We start from the raw sequence: 14,103 nt of genomic DNA on the forward strand, positions 1-14,103 counted from the left end.
GCCCGCCGGCCCCGAGGCCGGTCAGCCGTCGTCGCGCTCGTCGGGACGGTAGGGCACCGGCGTGTGCACGTAGGAACGGTCGGTGAGCGACGGGGTGGCGTCCCGCACCGGGACCACCGGCCGCACCCGGCCGTACACGCGGGGGGCGACGGCGTTGGCCGCGACGACCGCGAAGAACGGCAGCAGGATGGCGCCGGCCGCGAAGACCCAGCGCAGCCAGCCGTCGGTGACGATGGCCAGCACGAAGCAGAGGGTGCGCACCGACATCGTCGCCAGGTACTGGCGCAGCCGGTGGACCTGGTCCTCGGACCGCGACTGCGCGGCGGTGGTCACCGACTGCGGGTCGGCGGGGTTCGAGCGGGTCCGTGGCACCCCTCCACTGTACGTCGCGGGCCCCGGCGAGCCCCGGCCGCGGGCACCGACCTTCGACACCTCGGGGCGCGGGCCCGGGCCCGGCTACCGCCGGGTAGTCCACTAGGTTCGACGGCATGAGCGATCCCCGCACCGTTCTGGTCACCGGTGGTAACCGCGGCATCGGCCTGGCCATCGCCCGCGCGTTCGCGGAGGCCGGTGACAAGGTCGTCGTCACCCACCGCAGCGGCGAGCCCCCCGAGGGCCTCGACGGCGTGCGCTGCGACGTCACCGACTCCGCCTCGGTCGACGCCGCGTTCACCGAGGCCGAGGAGAAGCTCGGCGGCCCGGTCGAGATCCTGGTCGCCAACGCGGGCATCACCAAGGACGGCCTGCTCATGCGGATGAGCGACGAGGACTGGGACGAGGTCCTCGACACCAACCTCACCGGCACCTTCCGCTGCGTGCGCCGCGCCAGCAAGGGGATGATCCGCCTGCGCCGCGGCCGGATCATCCTCATCTCCAGCGTGGTGGGCCTCTACGGCGGCCCCGGGCAGGTCAACTACTCCTCGAGCAAGGCCGGCCTGGTCGGTCTGGCCCGCTCGGTCACCCGCGAGCTGGGCGGGCGCGGCATCACCGCCAACGTCGTGGCGCCCGGCTTCATCGAGACCGACATGACGGCCGCCCTCCCCGAGGACACCCAGAAGAGCTACAAGGCGGCCATCCCCGCCGGGCGTTTCGCCACCACCGACGAGGTCGCCGGCGTGGTCCGCTTCCTCGCGAGCCCGGAGGCCGCCTACGTCTCGGGGGCCGTCATCCCCGTCGACGGCGGCCTCGGCATGGGCCACTGACCGACCGACGCACCGACGCCCACCGACCTCCTCCCACCGAAAGGCCGCTCATGTTGCTCGAGGGCAAGAAGCTGCTCGTCACGGGGGTCCTCATGGACTCCTCCATCGCCTTCCACGTAGCGAAGATCGCCCAGGAGCAGGGGGCCGAGGTCGTGCTCACCTCGTTCGGGCGCACGATGAAGATCACGAGCGCCATCGCGCGCCGGCTGCCGCAGACCCCGCCGATCGTCGAGCTCGACGTCACGAGCCCCGACGACCTGGCCGCGCTCCCGGACCGGGTGCGCGAGCACGTCCCGCACCTCGACGGCGTCCTGCACTCGATCGGGTTCGCCCCGCCCGGTGCGTTCAACTTCATGGAGGCCACCTGGGAGGACGTCGCGACGGCCGTGCACGTGTCGGCGTACTCGCTGGCCGCCCTCGCCAAGGCCGCCCTACCGCTGATGTCCGCGGGCGGCAGCGTCGTCGGTCTCACCTTCGACGCCCGGTTCGCCTGGCCCGTCTACGACTGGATGGGTGTGGCCAAGGCCGCGTTCGAGTCGACCAACCGCTACCTGGCGCGCGACCTCGGTCCGAAGGGCATCCGCTGCAACATCGTCGCGGCCGGCCCCATCCGCACGACCGCCGCCAAGTCGATCCCCGGCTTCGAGCGCTTCGAGCAGGAGTGGGGGACCCGGGCTCCGCTCGGCTGGGACGTGAACGACGCCCTCCCCACCGCCCGTGCCTGCGCGGCGCTGCTGTCGGACTGGTTCCCGGCGACCACCGGCGAGATGGTGCACGTCGACGGCGGCTTCCACGCGATGGGCGTCTGACCGCCCGGTTCGTCCCGCGCGCCGGTCGTGCCTCCGGGGCGCACTAGGCTCCCGGGGTGACCAGCCACGACGCCGGGCCCGACGGGCCGGTCCTGACCCGCGAGGTACGCCTCCTCGAGGGTCCGAACCTCTACTTCCCGCGGCCCGCGGTCAAGGTGACCCTGGCCCTGCCGGGGTACCTCGCGGCGTCCGAGGCCACCGTCGCCGCGGTCTGCGAGGCCGTGGGGATGCGGCGCGGGCGGCCCGGGGCGCCGGGGTCCGAGCAGCGTCAGCAGGTGCTCGTGCGCCTGGTCGAGCGGATGGCGCGAGCCCTGGCCACGGCGGCCGGCACCCGGAGGCTCGGGGTACGCACCCGCGCGGCCGCCGACACCGACGTCGTGGTGTGCGCGTTCGTGTGGCGCCACCGCGGGCGGGCCGAGGCCCTGGGGGCGGCCATCGGGCCCGCCCTGGCCGACCTGCTGGCCGGCCTGTCACCGGCCGAGGCGGTCGGGGAGCGGGCGGCGGCCGTGGCCGCGGCCCCGGTCGGCGACGCCCCGCGCGTGGTCAGCCCGCGCATCCCGGTCGCGTCGGTCACCGGGACCAACGGCAAGACCACCACCACCCGCCTGCTCGCCCACATCTGCATGACGTCGGGGCGCACCACGGCCTGGAGCTCGACCGACGGCGTCGTCGTGCAGGGGGAGACCGTCGAGCCCGGTGACTACTCGGGTCCGGCCGGGGCCCGGGCCGTGCTCGAGACCCCTGGGGTCCAGGTCGGCATCCTCGAGACGGCGCGCGGCGGCATGCTGCTGCGCGGGATGGGGGTCAGCCACAACGACGTCTCGGTCGTCACCAACGTCTCGGCCGACCATCTCGGGCTCCAGGGCATCGACACCGTCGACCAGCTCGCCGAGGTCAAGGCCATCGTCACCCGGGTCACCCGGCCGTCGGGCTGGGTGGTGCTCAACGGTGAGGACCCGCGGGTGTGGGCCATGCGCTCGGGGTCCAGGGCCCGCCCGTGGGTCTTCGCCTCCGACCCCACGGCCCCGGCCGTGCGGGAGGCACTCACGGCCGGCGGCCGGGCCACGACCGTCCTCGACGGGCACGTGACGGTGCTGGGCGGCCCCGGCTCGCCCGACCGGCTGCTGCCCGTGCTCGACCTGCCGATGGCGCTCTCGGGGCTGTCGCATCACAACGTGCTCAACGCCCTGGCGGGCGCCTCGGCGGCGCTCGGGCTCGGCATCGCCCGCGACGACGTGGTCGAGGGGCTGCGCACCTTCGCGCCCGACGACGTGCTGAACCCCGGGCGGATGAACACCTACTCGGTGCCGGTCGAGGGCGGATCGGCGACGGTCGTGGTCGACCTGGCGCACAACGAGGCGGGGCTGGAGGCGCTGCTCGACGTCGCCCGCGGCCTGACCGCACCGGGCGGATGCCTGCACCTGGCGCTGGGCACGGCCGGTGACCGCACCGACGACATCCTCCAGGCACTGGGCGAGATCGCCGGCCTGCGGGCCGACCACGTGGTCGCCGCCCACAAGGACCGGTACCTGCGAGGGCGGACCGTCGAGGACCTGGAGGCGCAGCTGCGGCTGGGCCTGGCTCGTGCGGGCGTCGCCGACATCGCCTCGTACCCCACCGAGCTCGGCGGCCTGCAGGCGTGCGTGGCCGACGCCGAGGACGGCGACGTCGTGGCCCTGATGTGCCACGCCGAGCGCGACGAGGTCGTGGCCTGGCTGCGCTCGGTCGGGGCGAGCGCCGACGACGCCGCGGCCATCCGGCGCAAGGTCGTCGCCGCCCGCGGCGAGCACGAGGCCGAGGGTGACATCGCCCGGCTGTGGGAGCTCGACGACGCGCAGGCCCGGGTCGAGCGCGGTGCGGCGCTCTACGCCGCCCACCCCGGCGACGCCCGGATCGCGTACGAGTACGGCGGCACCCACGACAGCGCCGGGCACGAGACCGAGGCGGTGCCCCTCTACGAGGAGGCGCTGCGGCTGGGCCTGCGCGAGCCGCTGCGGCACCGGGCCCAGCTGCAGCTCGCATCCAGCCTGCGCAACCTCGGGCGGTCGGCGGAAGCCCTGGCGGTCGTCGACGAGGTGGCGGCACGGCATCCCGAGAGCGTCGGGGTGGCGGCCTTCCACGCGCTGGTGGCCCACGACGCCGGCGACCCGACGGGGGCGCTGCGCGGGCTGCTGGCCGTCGTGGCCGCCACGAGCACCGACCCCGATGTCGAGCGCTACCGCCGCGCGCTCACGGCGTACGCGGAGCAGCTCGGCCGCTGACGCCACCCCCAGCCGGCGGCACACGGCCTGGGACGCGTGGTTCCGGAGGCATTGCCTGCCCGTGCGACCGACCCCGCAGCAGCACTCGACCCGGGCGGGCGGGCCTCAGGCGGTGGGGGCGGGGCTGTCGACGTCGCGGGCGGCGCTGTCGCCGGCCTCGCGGGCCTCCTCGACCAGCGCACCCGGGTCGAGGTCGGGGTCGCCGACCGAGTCCTGGGTGTGCGTGCCGGGCTGGGCCTGCTTGGTCATCGACTCGAGCTCAGCCATGACGGCGGCGTGCTGGTCGACCGAGAGCACCACGATGTCGCCGGGGTTGGCTCGCGCCATGACGTGCCGCACGGCCGCGGTCTCGTCCAGGACGACCTCGACCTGCCGGCAGCGCACGCCCTCCTCACCCATTCGCGAGCGCACCCCGGCAGCGACGTGCTCCGCGGTGAAGCCACGCTCGCGCCCGCGCAGCCGCTCGTCCTCGCGCACGACGACGACGTCGAAGTGCTCGGCGGCCACGGCCCCGAGCTCGTGCATGTCCTCCTCGCGCCGGTCGCCGGCGGTGGAGACGACGCCGATGCGCGAGATCTTGCCGAGGTCGTGCTGCCCGGCCTTCATGGCCGCGTAGCGCTCGAGGAACTCGCCCAGCACGCGCATCCCGGGGGCGTTGTGGCAGTAGTCGACGATGACGTCGACGTTGTGCACGTTGATCTGGTTCATCCGGCCGGGGGAGAGGTAGTACGAGGTCGTGAAGGTGCGCAGGCCCTGGCGGATCTCGTGCAGCCCGGCGCCGCTGGCGAAGGCCGCGCCGGCGGCGGCCATGGCGTTGGCGACGTTGAACAGGGCGGTGCCACCGAAGGTCGAGGGCAGCAGGTGGGTCCACGCCAGCTGCATCGAGCGTCGGCCGTGGCGGATGACGATCATGTCGCCGCGCTCGGTGCGGTCGAGCACCACGGCCCGTCCCCCGCGCCGGCAGTGGTCCTCGACGAAGTCGCGCACCGTGCTGCCGGGCTCGGCCAGGCTGAACCACACCACGGAGCCGGAGCAGCGCCGCCGCATCCGGCGCACGAGGGCGTCGTCGGCGTTGAGGACGGCGAAGCCGTCGCGTGGGACGGCCTCGACGACCACGGCCTTGACGTCGGCCAGCTGCTCGAGGGTGTTGATGCCCCGCATCCCGAGGTGGTCGGGCGCGACGTTGGTGACGACGGCGACGTCGTTGCGGTCGTAGCCCAGACCCTCGCGGAGGATGCCGCCGCGGGCGACCTCCATCACGGCGAAGTCGACGCGCGGGTTCTGCAGGACCATCCGCGCCGAGCGCGGGCCGGAGGCGTCGGCCTTCACGACCAGCCGCTCGTCGATGACGATGCCGTCGGTCGAGGTCATCCCCACCTGGCGGCCGAGGCCCTTCATGATGTGCGCGATCATCCGCGACGTCGTGGTCTTGCCGTTGGTGCCGGTGACGGCCACGATCGGCACCCGCGACGGCGCCCCCGGGGGGAAGAGCAGGTCGACCACGGGCTTGGCGATGTACTGCGGCTCGCCGACGGTCGGGTGGGTGTGCATCCGGAACCCGGGGGCGGCGTTGACCTCGCAGATCGCGCCGCCGGTCTCGCGGACCGGGGAGGCGATGTCCGGGCAGATGAAGTCGATGCCGGCGACGTCGAGGCCGATCACGCGCGCGGCCTCCTCGGCGATCTCGACGTTGTCGGGGTGCGCGTCGAAGGTGCGGTCGATGGAGATGCCGCCGGTCGACATGTTGCCCGTCAGCGCGAGCTTGACCATGGTGTCGGCGGGCGGCACGTCGTCCATCCCGAAGCCCTGCTCGAGCACCAGCGCCTCGGCCGCGGCGTCGACCTTGATCTTGGTCAGCACCTTCTCGTGCCCCACCCCGCGTCGCGGGTCGGCGTTGGTGGTCTCGACGAGCTCGCGCACGGTGTGCACACCGTCGCCCAGGACGTGCGCCGGCACCCGCTCGGCGATGGCCTGCATCCGGCCGCCCACGATGAGGCAGCGGTAGTCGCGCCCCACCACCAGGGACTCCACGATCACGTAGCCGCGCCGCGACTCGCCCTCGGCCACGACGAACGCGTCGCGCACCTCCTGCTCGTCCGTGAGGTTCAGGCAGACGCCGCGGCCGTGGTTGCCGTCGAGGGGCTTGACCACGACCGGGAACCCGATGCGGCGCGCGGCCGCCGCCGCGCCGTCGGCCGAGCGCACCGTCTCCTGCTTCGGCACCGGCAGGCCGGCCGAGGCCAGCAGGCGCGTCGTCATGTCCTTGTCGCCGGCGATGTCGACGGCCAGCGCGCCCGTCTTCGACGTCATGGTGGCCCGGATGCGCTGCTGGTGCACGCCCTGGCCCAGCTGCACGAGGCTGCCGCTGTTGAGGCGGATGTAGGGGATGTCGCGGCTCACGGCCTCCTCGAGGATGGCCGAGGTCGACGGGCCGAACGCGGTGCGCTCGGCGCGGGTGAGGAACAGCTCGAGCTCGGCGGCGAAGTCGAGCTCGGGGTCCTCCTGGACGAGGTGGTTGACCAGCCGGACGGCCAGCTGCCCGGCCGCCAGCCCCACGCCCTCGTCGCTGTAGCCGTAGATGACGTTGTAGACGCCGGGGCGACCCTTGACGCCGCGGGTCTTGCCGCGGCGCTGGTCGTGCCCGGCCTCCTGCTGCAGCTGCAGGGCCACGTGCTCGGCGACGTGCCCGAGCCAGGTGCCGGTGCGCATCCGCTCGATGAACCCGCCCTTGACCCCCTTCGAGCAGGTGTGGTTCTCGAGGCGGGGGAGGAGCTCGACGAGCCGGTCGGTGAAGCCCGGGAGGGTGTCGGTGGGGTACGCCTCCAGCACGCCGAGGTCGACGACGAGGTGGATGGAGGGGTCGTAGGACCAGATGTTGCCGCCGCGGTAGACCCGGGACTCCAGGATGGTCAGGTCGGGGGCGGCGGGTCCGGTGGGGACGGGGCGGTCCATCGGCGCTTCTCCTCTGGTCGGGCGGCGGTCGGCGGGTCGAGGGGGTGGTGGAGCGTCAGGCCTTGGCGGTGGCCAGGGCCACGAGGACGTCGGGGTGGTGCTCGACGAAGCCGGTCAGACGGCGCTCGACCAGGTCGAACGTCGCCCCGGCCGGCAGGCTGTGGACCGTGGCGCCGGACACCAGCACCGGTGCGCCGGCCCGGGCCTCGGGGGCGTCGGTGCGCGCCGCCCGGCAGTCGACGACGAACACCGCGCCGGCCCCCCGCACGGTGAACTCGCGGCGGTCGCTGACGATGATGGCGGTGTTCTCGTCGATGCCGACGCCCAGCAGGTGCGGCGACGGGGCGATCACCGACATCAGCCGCCCGTAGCGGGCCCGCTGGTCGAAGTGCTGGTCGACGACCACGCCCGGCAGCAACCCCAGGCCCGCCGAGAGCTGGCTGGCCCGCTGGCGGGGCGTGACCCCCTCCTCGCCCATCGAGATCATGAAGTCGGACATGATCGACGCCCCGGCCGAGGTGCCCCCGACGACGCAGCCGCGGTCGTGGGCCCGGTGGATGGCGTCGCCCAGCGGCGTGCCGGGGAACACCTGGGACAGGCGCAGCTGGCTGCCCCCGCTGATGAAGACCCCGGTGGCGTCGTCGACCCGGGCGACCGCGGCGGCGTCGCGCGCCTCCTCGCGGTCGGCGGGGTTGACGACCTCGACGCGCGCGACGCCGATCCGGCCGAACACCTGGGTGTAGGCGGCGGCCACGTCGTCCTGGTAGGACGACGCGGTCGGGATGACGACCAGGCGAGCCTTCTTCCCGCCGGCGAGCTTCACGAACTGGCGCAGCAGGGAAGCCTTCCCGACCCGGTCCTCGGCCCCTCCGACGATGAAGAGGGTCGGGGTGGTCGAGGGTCGGCGTGGCACCTGGTCAGCCTAATGGTGCTCGTCGGCGGTCTCGGCGTCCTCGATCTCCTCGCGGCTGACCCCGAGCAGGAACAGCACCGTGTCGAGGTACGGCACCGAGACGGAGGTGTCGGCCTGCTCGCGCACCATCGGCTTGGCGTTGAACGCGACCCCCAGCCCCGCCACCCCGAGCATGTCGAGGTCGTTGGCCCCGTCGCCGATGGCCACCGTCCGCGAGAGCGGCAGGCCCTCGAGGGCCGCGAACTCGCGCAGCGCGGCCGCCTTGCCGGCCCGGTCGACGACCGCACCGACGACCCGGCCGGTGAGGTGGCCGTCGACCACCTCGAGCCGGTTGGCGCGCACGTGGTCGACCCCGAGCTCGGCCCCCACCGGCTCGACGACCTCGGCGAACCCGCCCGAGACCAGCGCCACGGTGAAGCCGAGCGCCTTGAGGGTCCGGACCAGCGTGCGTGCCCCCGGCGTCAGCCGCACCGCCGCCCGCACGTCGTCGAGCACCGACACCGGCAGCCCGGCCAGCGTGGCGACCCGCGCGTGCAGGCTCTCGGCGAAGTCGAGCTCGCCGCGCATGGCCCGCTCGGTGACGGCGGCCACCTCGGCCTCGGTGCCGGCGTGCGCGGCGATGAGCTCGATGACCTCGTCCTGGATCAGGGTGGAGTCGACGTCCATCACGACCAGCCGCGCCCCGCGGCGCGCGAGCCCGGCCGGTGCCACCGCGATGTCGCAGCCGGTGGCGGCCGAGACCAGACCCAGCGCCCGGCGCAGCCCCGGGACGTCCGCCCCGGACACGTCGAGCTCGACCGTGGTCACGGGCCAGCGCGACAGGCGGCGGATGCGGTCGATGTTGGCGCCGTGCTCGGCGATGCTGGCGGCGACGGCGGCGACGTGCCGGGTCTCGAGCGGGGCGCCCATGACCACCACGGCGGCCCGGCCCGTGCGCCGGGAGGCGTTGTCGCCCCGGCCGGCGACCAGCCGCACCGTCATCCCGAGGCTCTCACCGGCCCGGGTGAGGCGGTCGGTGAGGACGTTCTCGTCGTGGCCCGGCGAGAGCAGTACCGACAGGGCCAGGTGGCCGCGCACCACGACCTGCTCGAGGTCGAGCACGTCGGCGCCCACCGTGGACGCGGCCGCGAAGACCGCACTGGTGACGCCGGGGCGGTCGGGGCCGCTCAGCGAGAGCAGGAGGGTCCGGGCCTCCGGGTCGGGCTGCGGGGGGAGGGGTGGCTCGGCGGAGGGCACGCCCAGCAGGCTAGCCGCGCATCCCGTCACGCCAGGCGACGAGGTCACGCAGCGGACCGGGGTCGTAGTCGGGGCCGTTGAGCCCGACGGTGAACAGCCGGGTGCCGACGTCGTACAGGTCCTGCGCCCCGGCGGCGTAGTCGTCGACGTCCTCGGGCAGGCGGCCCGGCTTGGGCGACACCCCGGCCGAGCGCTCGATCTCGCCCGGGTCGCGCCCGAGCCGGGCGCACCACTCGTCGAGGACGGCGTGCTTGTGCGCGACGGTCTCGGGGTCGCCGAAGCCGTGCCAGATGTCGGCGTGGCGGGCGACGATGCGCAGCGTCTTCTTCTCGCCGCCCCCACCGATGAGCACGGGGATGTCGCGGGTGGGGGCGGGGTTGAGCTTCGCCCAGCGCTCCTCGATGACCGGGAGGTCGCGCTCGAGCGCGTCGAGCCGGCCACCGGCGGTACCGAACTCGAAGCCGTACTCGTCGTAGTCGCGCTCGAACCATCCCGAACCGATGCCCAGGATGAGCCGGCCCTCGCCGCCGTCGCGGGCGCTGATGTGGTCGACGGTGCGGGCCATGTCGGCCAGCAGCTGCGGGTTGCGGTAGCTGTTGCAGGTGACGAGCGCGCCGATCTCGAGGCGCTCGGTGGCCTCGGCCCAGGCGGCCAGCATCGTCCAGCACTCGAAGTGCGCGCCGTCGGGCTCGCCGTAGAGCGGGTAGAAGTGGTCCCAGTTGAAGACGACGTCGACGCCGATCTCCTCGAGCTGGGCCACCGCCCGCCGCAGGTCGGCGTACGACGCGTGCTGGGGCTGGAGCTGGGCGCCGATCCGCACGCGGCGGTCGGTGCTCACAGGACGACCTCCTGGCCCTTCCCGACGACGACGATGCCCGACTCGGTGACCGAGAAGCCCCGCGCGCGGTCGTGGTCGTGGTCGACGCCGATGGACGCGCCCTCGGGCACCACGACGTTCTTGTCGATGATCGCCTTCTGGATGCGGCAGTTCCGCCCGATCTGCACGCCGTCGAGGATCACGCTGTCCTCGACCTCGGTGTAGCTGTGCACGTGCACGTCGGGCGAGATGACCGAGCCGTTGATCCGCGCGCCCGAGATGACGACGCCGGGGGAGACGGCCGAGTTCAGGGCCTCCCCGAACCGGCCGTGGGCCCCGTGGACGAACTTGGCCGGCGGGAAGTAGCCGTACGAGGTGTACAGCGGCCAGTCGTAGTTGTAGAGGTTGAACACCGGGTGGATGGAGACGAGGTCCATGTGGGCGTCGTAGTAGCTGTCCATGGTGCCGACGTCGCGCCAGTAGCCCATGTCGCGCTCGGTGCCGCCGGGCACGACGTTGTTCTTGAAGTCGTAGGCGTAGGCCGAGCTCTGCTCGACCATGGCCGGCACGATGTCGCCGCCCATGTCGTGCTTGCTGCCCTCGCGGGTGGCGTCGGCGGTGACGGCGTCGACCAGCGCGTCGGCGCTGAAGACGTAGTTGCCCATGCTCGCCAGCACCTCGTCGGGGGAGTCCGGCAGGCCCTCGGGGTCGGTGGGCTTCTCGAGGAAGGCCCGGATCTTCTGCGGGTCGTCGGGGTGGACGTCGATGACGCCGAACTGGTCGGACGTCGACTTCGGCTGGCGGATGGCCGCCACGGTGACACCGGCGCCACTCGCGAGGTGCTGGTCGACCATCTGCGAGAAGTCCATGCGGTAGACGTGGTCGGCGCCCACGACCACCACGATGTCGGGGCGCTCGTCGGTGATGGTGTTCAGGCTCTGGAAGATGGCGTCGGCGCTGCCCTGGTACCAGTCCTTCCCGATGCGCTGCTGGGCCGGGATGGGCGCCACGTAGTTGCCGAGCATCGTGCTCATCCGCCACGTCTTGGTCACGTGCCGGTCGAGGCTGTGCGACTTGTACTGGGTCAGCACGACGACCTTGAGGTAGCCCGAGTTCACGACGTTCGACAGGGCGAAGTCGATGAGGCGGTAGATGCCCCCGAACGGCACCGCGGGCTTGGCCCGGTCGGCGGTGAGCGGCATCAGCCGCTTGCCTTCACCGCCGGCGAGGACGATGGCCAGGACCTTGGGACCTCCGCTGCGGTACGCCATGGACCCAACCTATGGGCTCAGCGCCCTCGCCGGGAGTCCCGGTTCACCACTACGGTGAAAACTGTGCGTATCGACATCCTGACCAAGGAGTACCCACCCTCGATCTACGGCGGTGCGGGGGTCCACGTCGCCGAGCTGACCCGGGCCCTGCGGGCCCGAGGTGACAGCGACGTGCGGGTCCACGCGTTCGGCGGCCCGCGTGACGAGGACGGCACCACCAGCCACCCCGACCTGCCCGAGCTCGACGGTGCCAACGCCGCGCTCACCACCCTGGGCGTCGACCTCACGATGGCCGCCGCCTGCGCCGGGGCCGACCTCGTGCACTCGCACACCTGGTACGCGAACTTCGCCGGCCACGTCGCGAGCCTGCTCGAGGGCGTCCCGCACGTGCTGTCGGCCCACAGCCTCGAGCCGATGCGGCCGTGGAAGGCCGAGCAGCTGGGCGGCGGCTACCGTCTCTCGTCCTGGGTCGAGCGCACCGCCTACGAGAGCGCCGCGGCCGTCATCGCCGTCAGCGCCGGGATGCGCGAGGACATCCTGCGCAGCTACCCCGCGGTCGACCCCGCGCGGGTCCGCGTCGTGCACAACGGCATCGACTCCGCCCTGTGGCAGAAGCACGAGGACCCCGACGTCCTGCGCCGCCTCGGCATCGACGAGGGCCGCCCGAGTGCGGTCTTCGTCGGCCGGATCACCCGCCAGAAGGGCCTGCCCTACCTGCTGCGGGCCGCGGCCGAGCTGCCGCCGGAGGTCCAGCTCGTCCTGCTGGCCGGTGCGCCCGACACCCCCGAGATCAAGGCCGAGGTCGAGAGCCTCGTCGAGGGCCTGCGGCAGCAGCGCGACGGCGTGGTGTGGATCTCCGAGATGCTGCCGCGCGACCAGGTCGTCGCCGTCCTCAGCAGTGCCTCGGTGTTCCTCTGCCCGTCGGTCTACGAGCCGCTCGGCATCGTCAACCTCGAGGCCATGGCCTGCGAGCTGCCCGTCGTCGCCACCGCCACCGGGGGGATCCCCGAGGTGGTCGTCGACGGCGAGACCGGGTGGCTGGTGCCCATCGAGCAGGTCCAGGACGGCACCGGCATCCCCGTCGACGAGGACCGCTTCGTCGCGGACCTGGCCGCCGCGATGAACGAGGCCGTCTCCGACCTCGACCGGGCCGCGCGCTTCGGCCGCGCCGGGCGGCAGCGGGCCGTCGAGTCCTTCTCCTGGGACACCATCGGCGACCGCACCATGGAGGTCTACCGCGACGTGCTCGGCCGATGAGCGACACCCGTCATGACCCGGTGCGCGGCAGCGGGGCCGAGCCCGTCGCCGGCCCGCTCGGCCACCTGGTCGTCGTCTTCGACAACCACATCGCGCGCTCGCTCACGGCCATCGCGGCCGCGACGGGCTGGGAGGTCACCGTCCTCGACGAGGCCCCCGACGCCGAGACCGCGGGTCGGCTCGGGCACGTCGACGCCCTGGTCGTCTGCAACCACGACGGCGACGGCGCCGTCGACGCCCTGCGGGGCGCGCTCGGCACGGGGGTCCGCTACGTCGCGATGATGGCGAGCCGGCACCGCTCCGCCGGGCTGCTCGAGCAGCTGCGCGGCGAGGGCCTCGACGACGCGACCCTCACCCGGCTGCACGTGCCCGCCGGCCTCTCCATCGGCGGCGGCTCCGCCGGCGAGATCGCGCTGTCCGTCATGGCGGAGGTCGTCGCCGACGCCCACGGCCGCCCCGGGACCCCGATGCGGGCCTCCTGAGGGCGCGCCGCCGGACGCGGCCCCTCGGGGTCAACTAGGGTCAGGGCCATGAGCGACGTGCTGGCCCTGGCAGGCGTCAGCGTCGTGCGCGGCGACACCACCATCCTCGACGATGTGTCGTGGGAGGTCGAGGAGGGGCAGCGCTGGGTCGTCCTGGGCCCCAACGGAGCCGGCAAGACCACCCTGCTCCAGCTCGCGTCGGCGCGCATCCACCCCACCACCGGCGTCGCAGGGGTCCTCGGCGAGGTGCTCGGCGCGGTCGACGTCTTCGAGCTCCGGCCGCGCATCGGGCTGTCCAGCGCGTCGCTGGCCGAGCGCATCCCCCCGCGTGAGCGCGTGCGCGACGTCGTCGTCACCGCCTCCTACGGCGTCGTCGGGCGCTGGCGCGAGGAGTACGACCGGATGGACGAGGCGCGGGCGGCCGAGCTGCTCGAGGCGCTCGGGGCCAGCCACTTGGCCGACCGCAGCTACGGCACCCTCTCGGAGGGCGAGCGCAAGCGGGTCCAGATCGCCCGCGCGCTGATGACCGACCCCGAGCTGATGCTGCTCGACGAGCCCGCCGCGGGGCTCGACCTCGGCGGCCGCGAGGACCTGGTGCGCCGGCTCGGGGTGCTGGCCGCCGACCTCGCCGCTCCGGCCCTGGTGCTCGTCACCCACCACGTCGAGGAGATCCCGCCGCACTTCACCGACGTGCTGCTGCTGCGCGAGGGGCGGGTCGTCGCGCAGGGGCCCATCGAGATCACGCTGACGGCCGAGAACCTCGAGCGCACCTTCGGGATGCCGCTCGAGCTCGAGGCCCGCGGCGACCGCTTCGCCGCCCGGGCCCGCTGAGGGCCGCAGGAACCGGGGGACGGGCGCGTGCGTCACAGCCCTGACCCCCGTGGGGGCAGACCGACAGGAAGG

Annotated in this window: 12 protein-coding genes; 6 read left to right on the top strand and 6 right to left on the bottom strand. The window is 73.6% G+C overall.

What is annotated here, in order from left to right; all coding sequences use genetic code 11:
* Positions 1-21: 21 nt before the first annotated feature.
* Positions 22-372, bottom strand: a complete 351-nt coding sequence (locus ATL31_RS00355; RefSeq protein WP_101394023.1) for a DUF3099 domain-containing protein — start codon at positions 370-372, stop codon at positions 22-24.
* Between the two features lie 116 nt (positions 373-488).
* Between ATL31_RS00355 and fabG the strand changes: the two genes are divergently transcribed.
* The 3 genes from fabG to ATL31_RS00370 are packed head-to-tail and all read left to right on the top strand — an operon-like array spanning position 489 to position 4,272.
* On the top strand, positions 489-1,202 hold the full coding sequence (fabG, locus tag ATL31_RS00360; protein WP_101394024.1) for a beta-ketoacyl-ACP reductase: 714 nt from the start codon (positions 489-491) through the stop codon (positions 1,200-1,202).
* Between the two features lie 50 nt (positions 1,203-1,252).
* Entirely contained in the window at positions 1,253-2,011 is a 759-nt protein-coding gene (gene fabI, locus ATL31_RS00365; protein WP_101394025.1) for an enoyl-ACP reductase FabI, read from the top strand.
* A 56-nt stretch (positions 2,012-2,067) separates the two neighbouring features.
* Complete coding sequence (locus ATL31_RS00370) at positions 2,068-4,272, top strand: tetratricopeptide repeat protein (RefSeq protein ID WP_245861804.1); 2,205 nt, start codon at positions 2,068-2,070, stop codon at positions 4,270-4,272.
* Positions 4,273-4,377: 105 nt separating this feature from the next.
* Here the strand turns inward: ATL31_RS00370 and cphA are convergent, their stop codons facing one another.
* The 5 genes from cphA to glgC are packed head-to-tail and all read right to left on the bottom strand — an operon-like array spanning position 4,378 to position 11,461.
* The gene (gene cphA, locus ATL31_RS00375; RefSeq protein ID WP_101394026.1) at positions 4,378-7,224 is read right to left on the bottom strand and encodes a cyanophycin synthetase; all 2,847 of its coding nucleotides are present in this window, start codon (positions 7,222-7,224) and stop codon (positions 4,378-4,380) included.
* 55 nt (positions 7,225-7,279) lie between these two features.
* On the bottom strand, positions 7,280-8,137 hold the full coding sequence (locus ATL31_RS00380; RefSeq protein ID WP_101394027.1) for a cyanophycinase: 858 nt from the start codon (positions 8,135-8,137) through the stop codon (positions 7,280-7,282).
* Positions 8,138-8,146: 9 nt separating this feature from the next.
* Positions 8,147-9,373 carry a phosphoserine phosphatase SerB gene (gene serB / locus ATL31_RS00385; protein WP_101394028.1) on the bottom strand — a complete coding sequence of 409 codons (1,227 nt, stop codon included), beginning with the start codon at positions 9,371-9,373 and terminating at the stop codon, positions 8,147-8,149.
* Positions 9,374-9,383: 10 nt separating this feature from the next.
* Positions 9,384-10,211: an LLM class F420-dependent oxidoreductase gene (locus ATL31_RS00390; protein WP_101394029.1), complete on the bottom strand. Its 828-nt coding sequence runs from the start codon at positions 10,209-10,211 to the stop codon at positions 9,384-9,386.
* Positions 10,208-11,461 carry a glucose-1-phosphate adenylyltransferase gene (glgC, locus tag ATL31_RS00395; RefSeq protein WP_101394030.1) on the bottom strand — a complete coding sequence of 418 codons (1,254 nt, stop codon included), beginning with the start codon at positions 11,459-11,461 and terminating at the stop codon, positions 10,208-10,210. The genes ATL31_RS00390 and glgC overlap by 4 nt, the downstream gene beginning before the upstream one ends.
* 63 nt (positions 11,462-11,524) lie before the next feature.
* On the opposite strand from glgC, the gene glgA reads away from it, so the two are divergent.
* The 3 genes from glgA to ATL31_RS00410 are packed head-to-tail and all read left to right on the top strand — an operon-like array spanning position 11,525 to position 14,031.
* A complete protein-coding gene (glgA, locus tag ATL31_RS00400; RefSeq protein ID WP_101394031.1) occupies positions 11,525-12,718 on the top strand; it encodes a glycogen synthase in 1,194 nt (397 codons plus the stop codon).
* Entirely contained in the window at positions 12,715-13,200 is a 486-nt protein-coding gene (locus ATL31_RS00405) for an XdhC family protein (RefSeq protein WP_101394032.1), read from the top strand. The genes glgA and ATL31_RS00405 overlap by 4 nt, the downstream gene beginning before the upstream one ends.
* Before the next feature lie 48 nt (positions 13,201-13,248).
* Positions 13,249-14,031 (top strand): ABC transporter ATP-binding protein, encoded by a 783-nt coding sequence (locus ATL31_RS00410; protein ID WP_101394033.1) that lies wholly within the window; start codon positions 13,249-13,251, stop codon positions 14,029-14,031.
* Positions 14,032-14,103: the final 72 nt, after the last annotated feature.

It is taken from the genome of Phycicoccus duodecadis (assembly GCF_002846495.1).
Lineage (GTDB): Bacteria > Actinomycetota > Actinomycetes > Actinomycetales > Dermatophilaceae > Phycicoccus > Phycicoccus duodecadis.

Bases quoted from the DNA above. Each gene is read 5' to 3' on its own strand.
- glgC (WP_101394030.1), bottom strand. From the start codon at position 11,461: ATGGCGTACCGCAGCGGAGGTCCCAAGGTCCTGGCCATCGTCCTCGCC.
- fabG (WP_101394024.1), top strand. From the start codon at position 489: ATGAGCGATCCCCGCACCGTTCTGGTCACCGGTGGTAACCGCGGCATC.
- ATL31_RS00405 (WP_101394032.1), top strand. From the start codon at position 12,715: ATGAGCGACACCCGTCATGACCCGGTGCGCGGCAGCGGGGCCGAGCCC.
- fabI (WP_101394025.1), top strand. From the start codon at position 1,253: ATGTTGCTCGAGGGCAAGAAGCTGCTCGTCACGGGGGTCCTCATGGAC.
- ATL31_RS00410 (WP_101394033.1), top strand. From the start codon at position 13,249: ATGAGCGACGTGCTGGCCCTGGCAGGCGTCAGCGTCGTGCGCGGCGAC.
- cphA (WP_101394026.1), bottom strand. From the start codon at position 7,224: ATGGACCGCCCCGTCCCCACCGGACCCGCCGCCCCCGACCTGACCATC.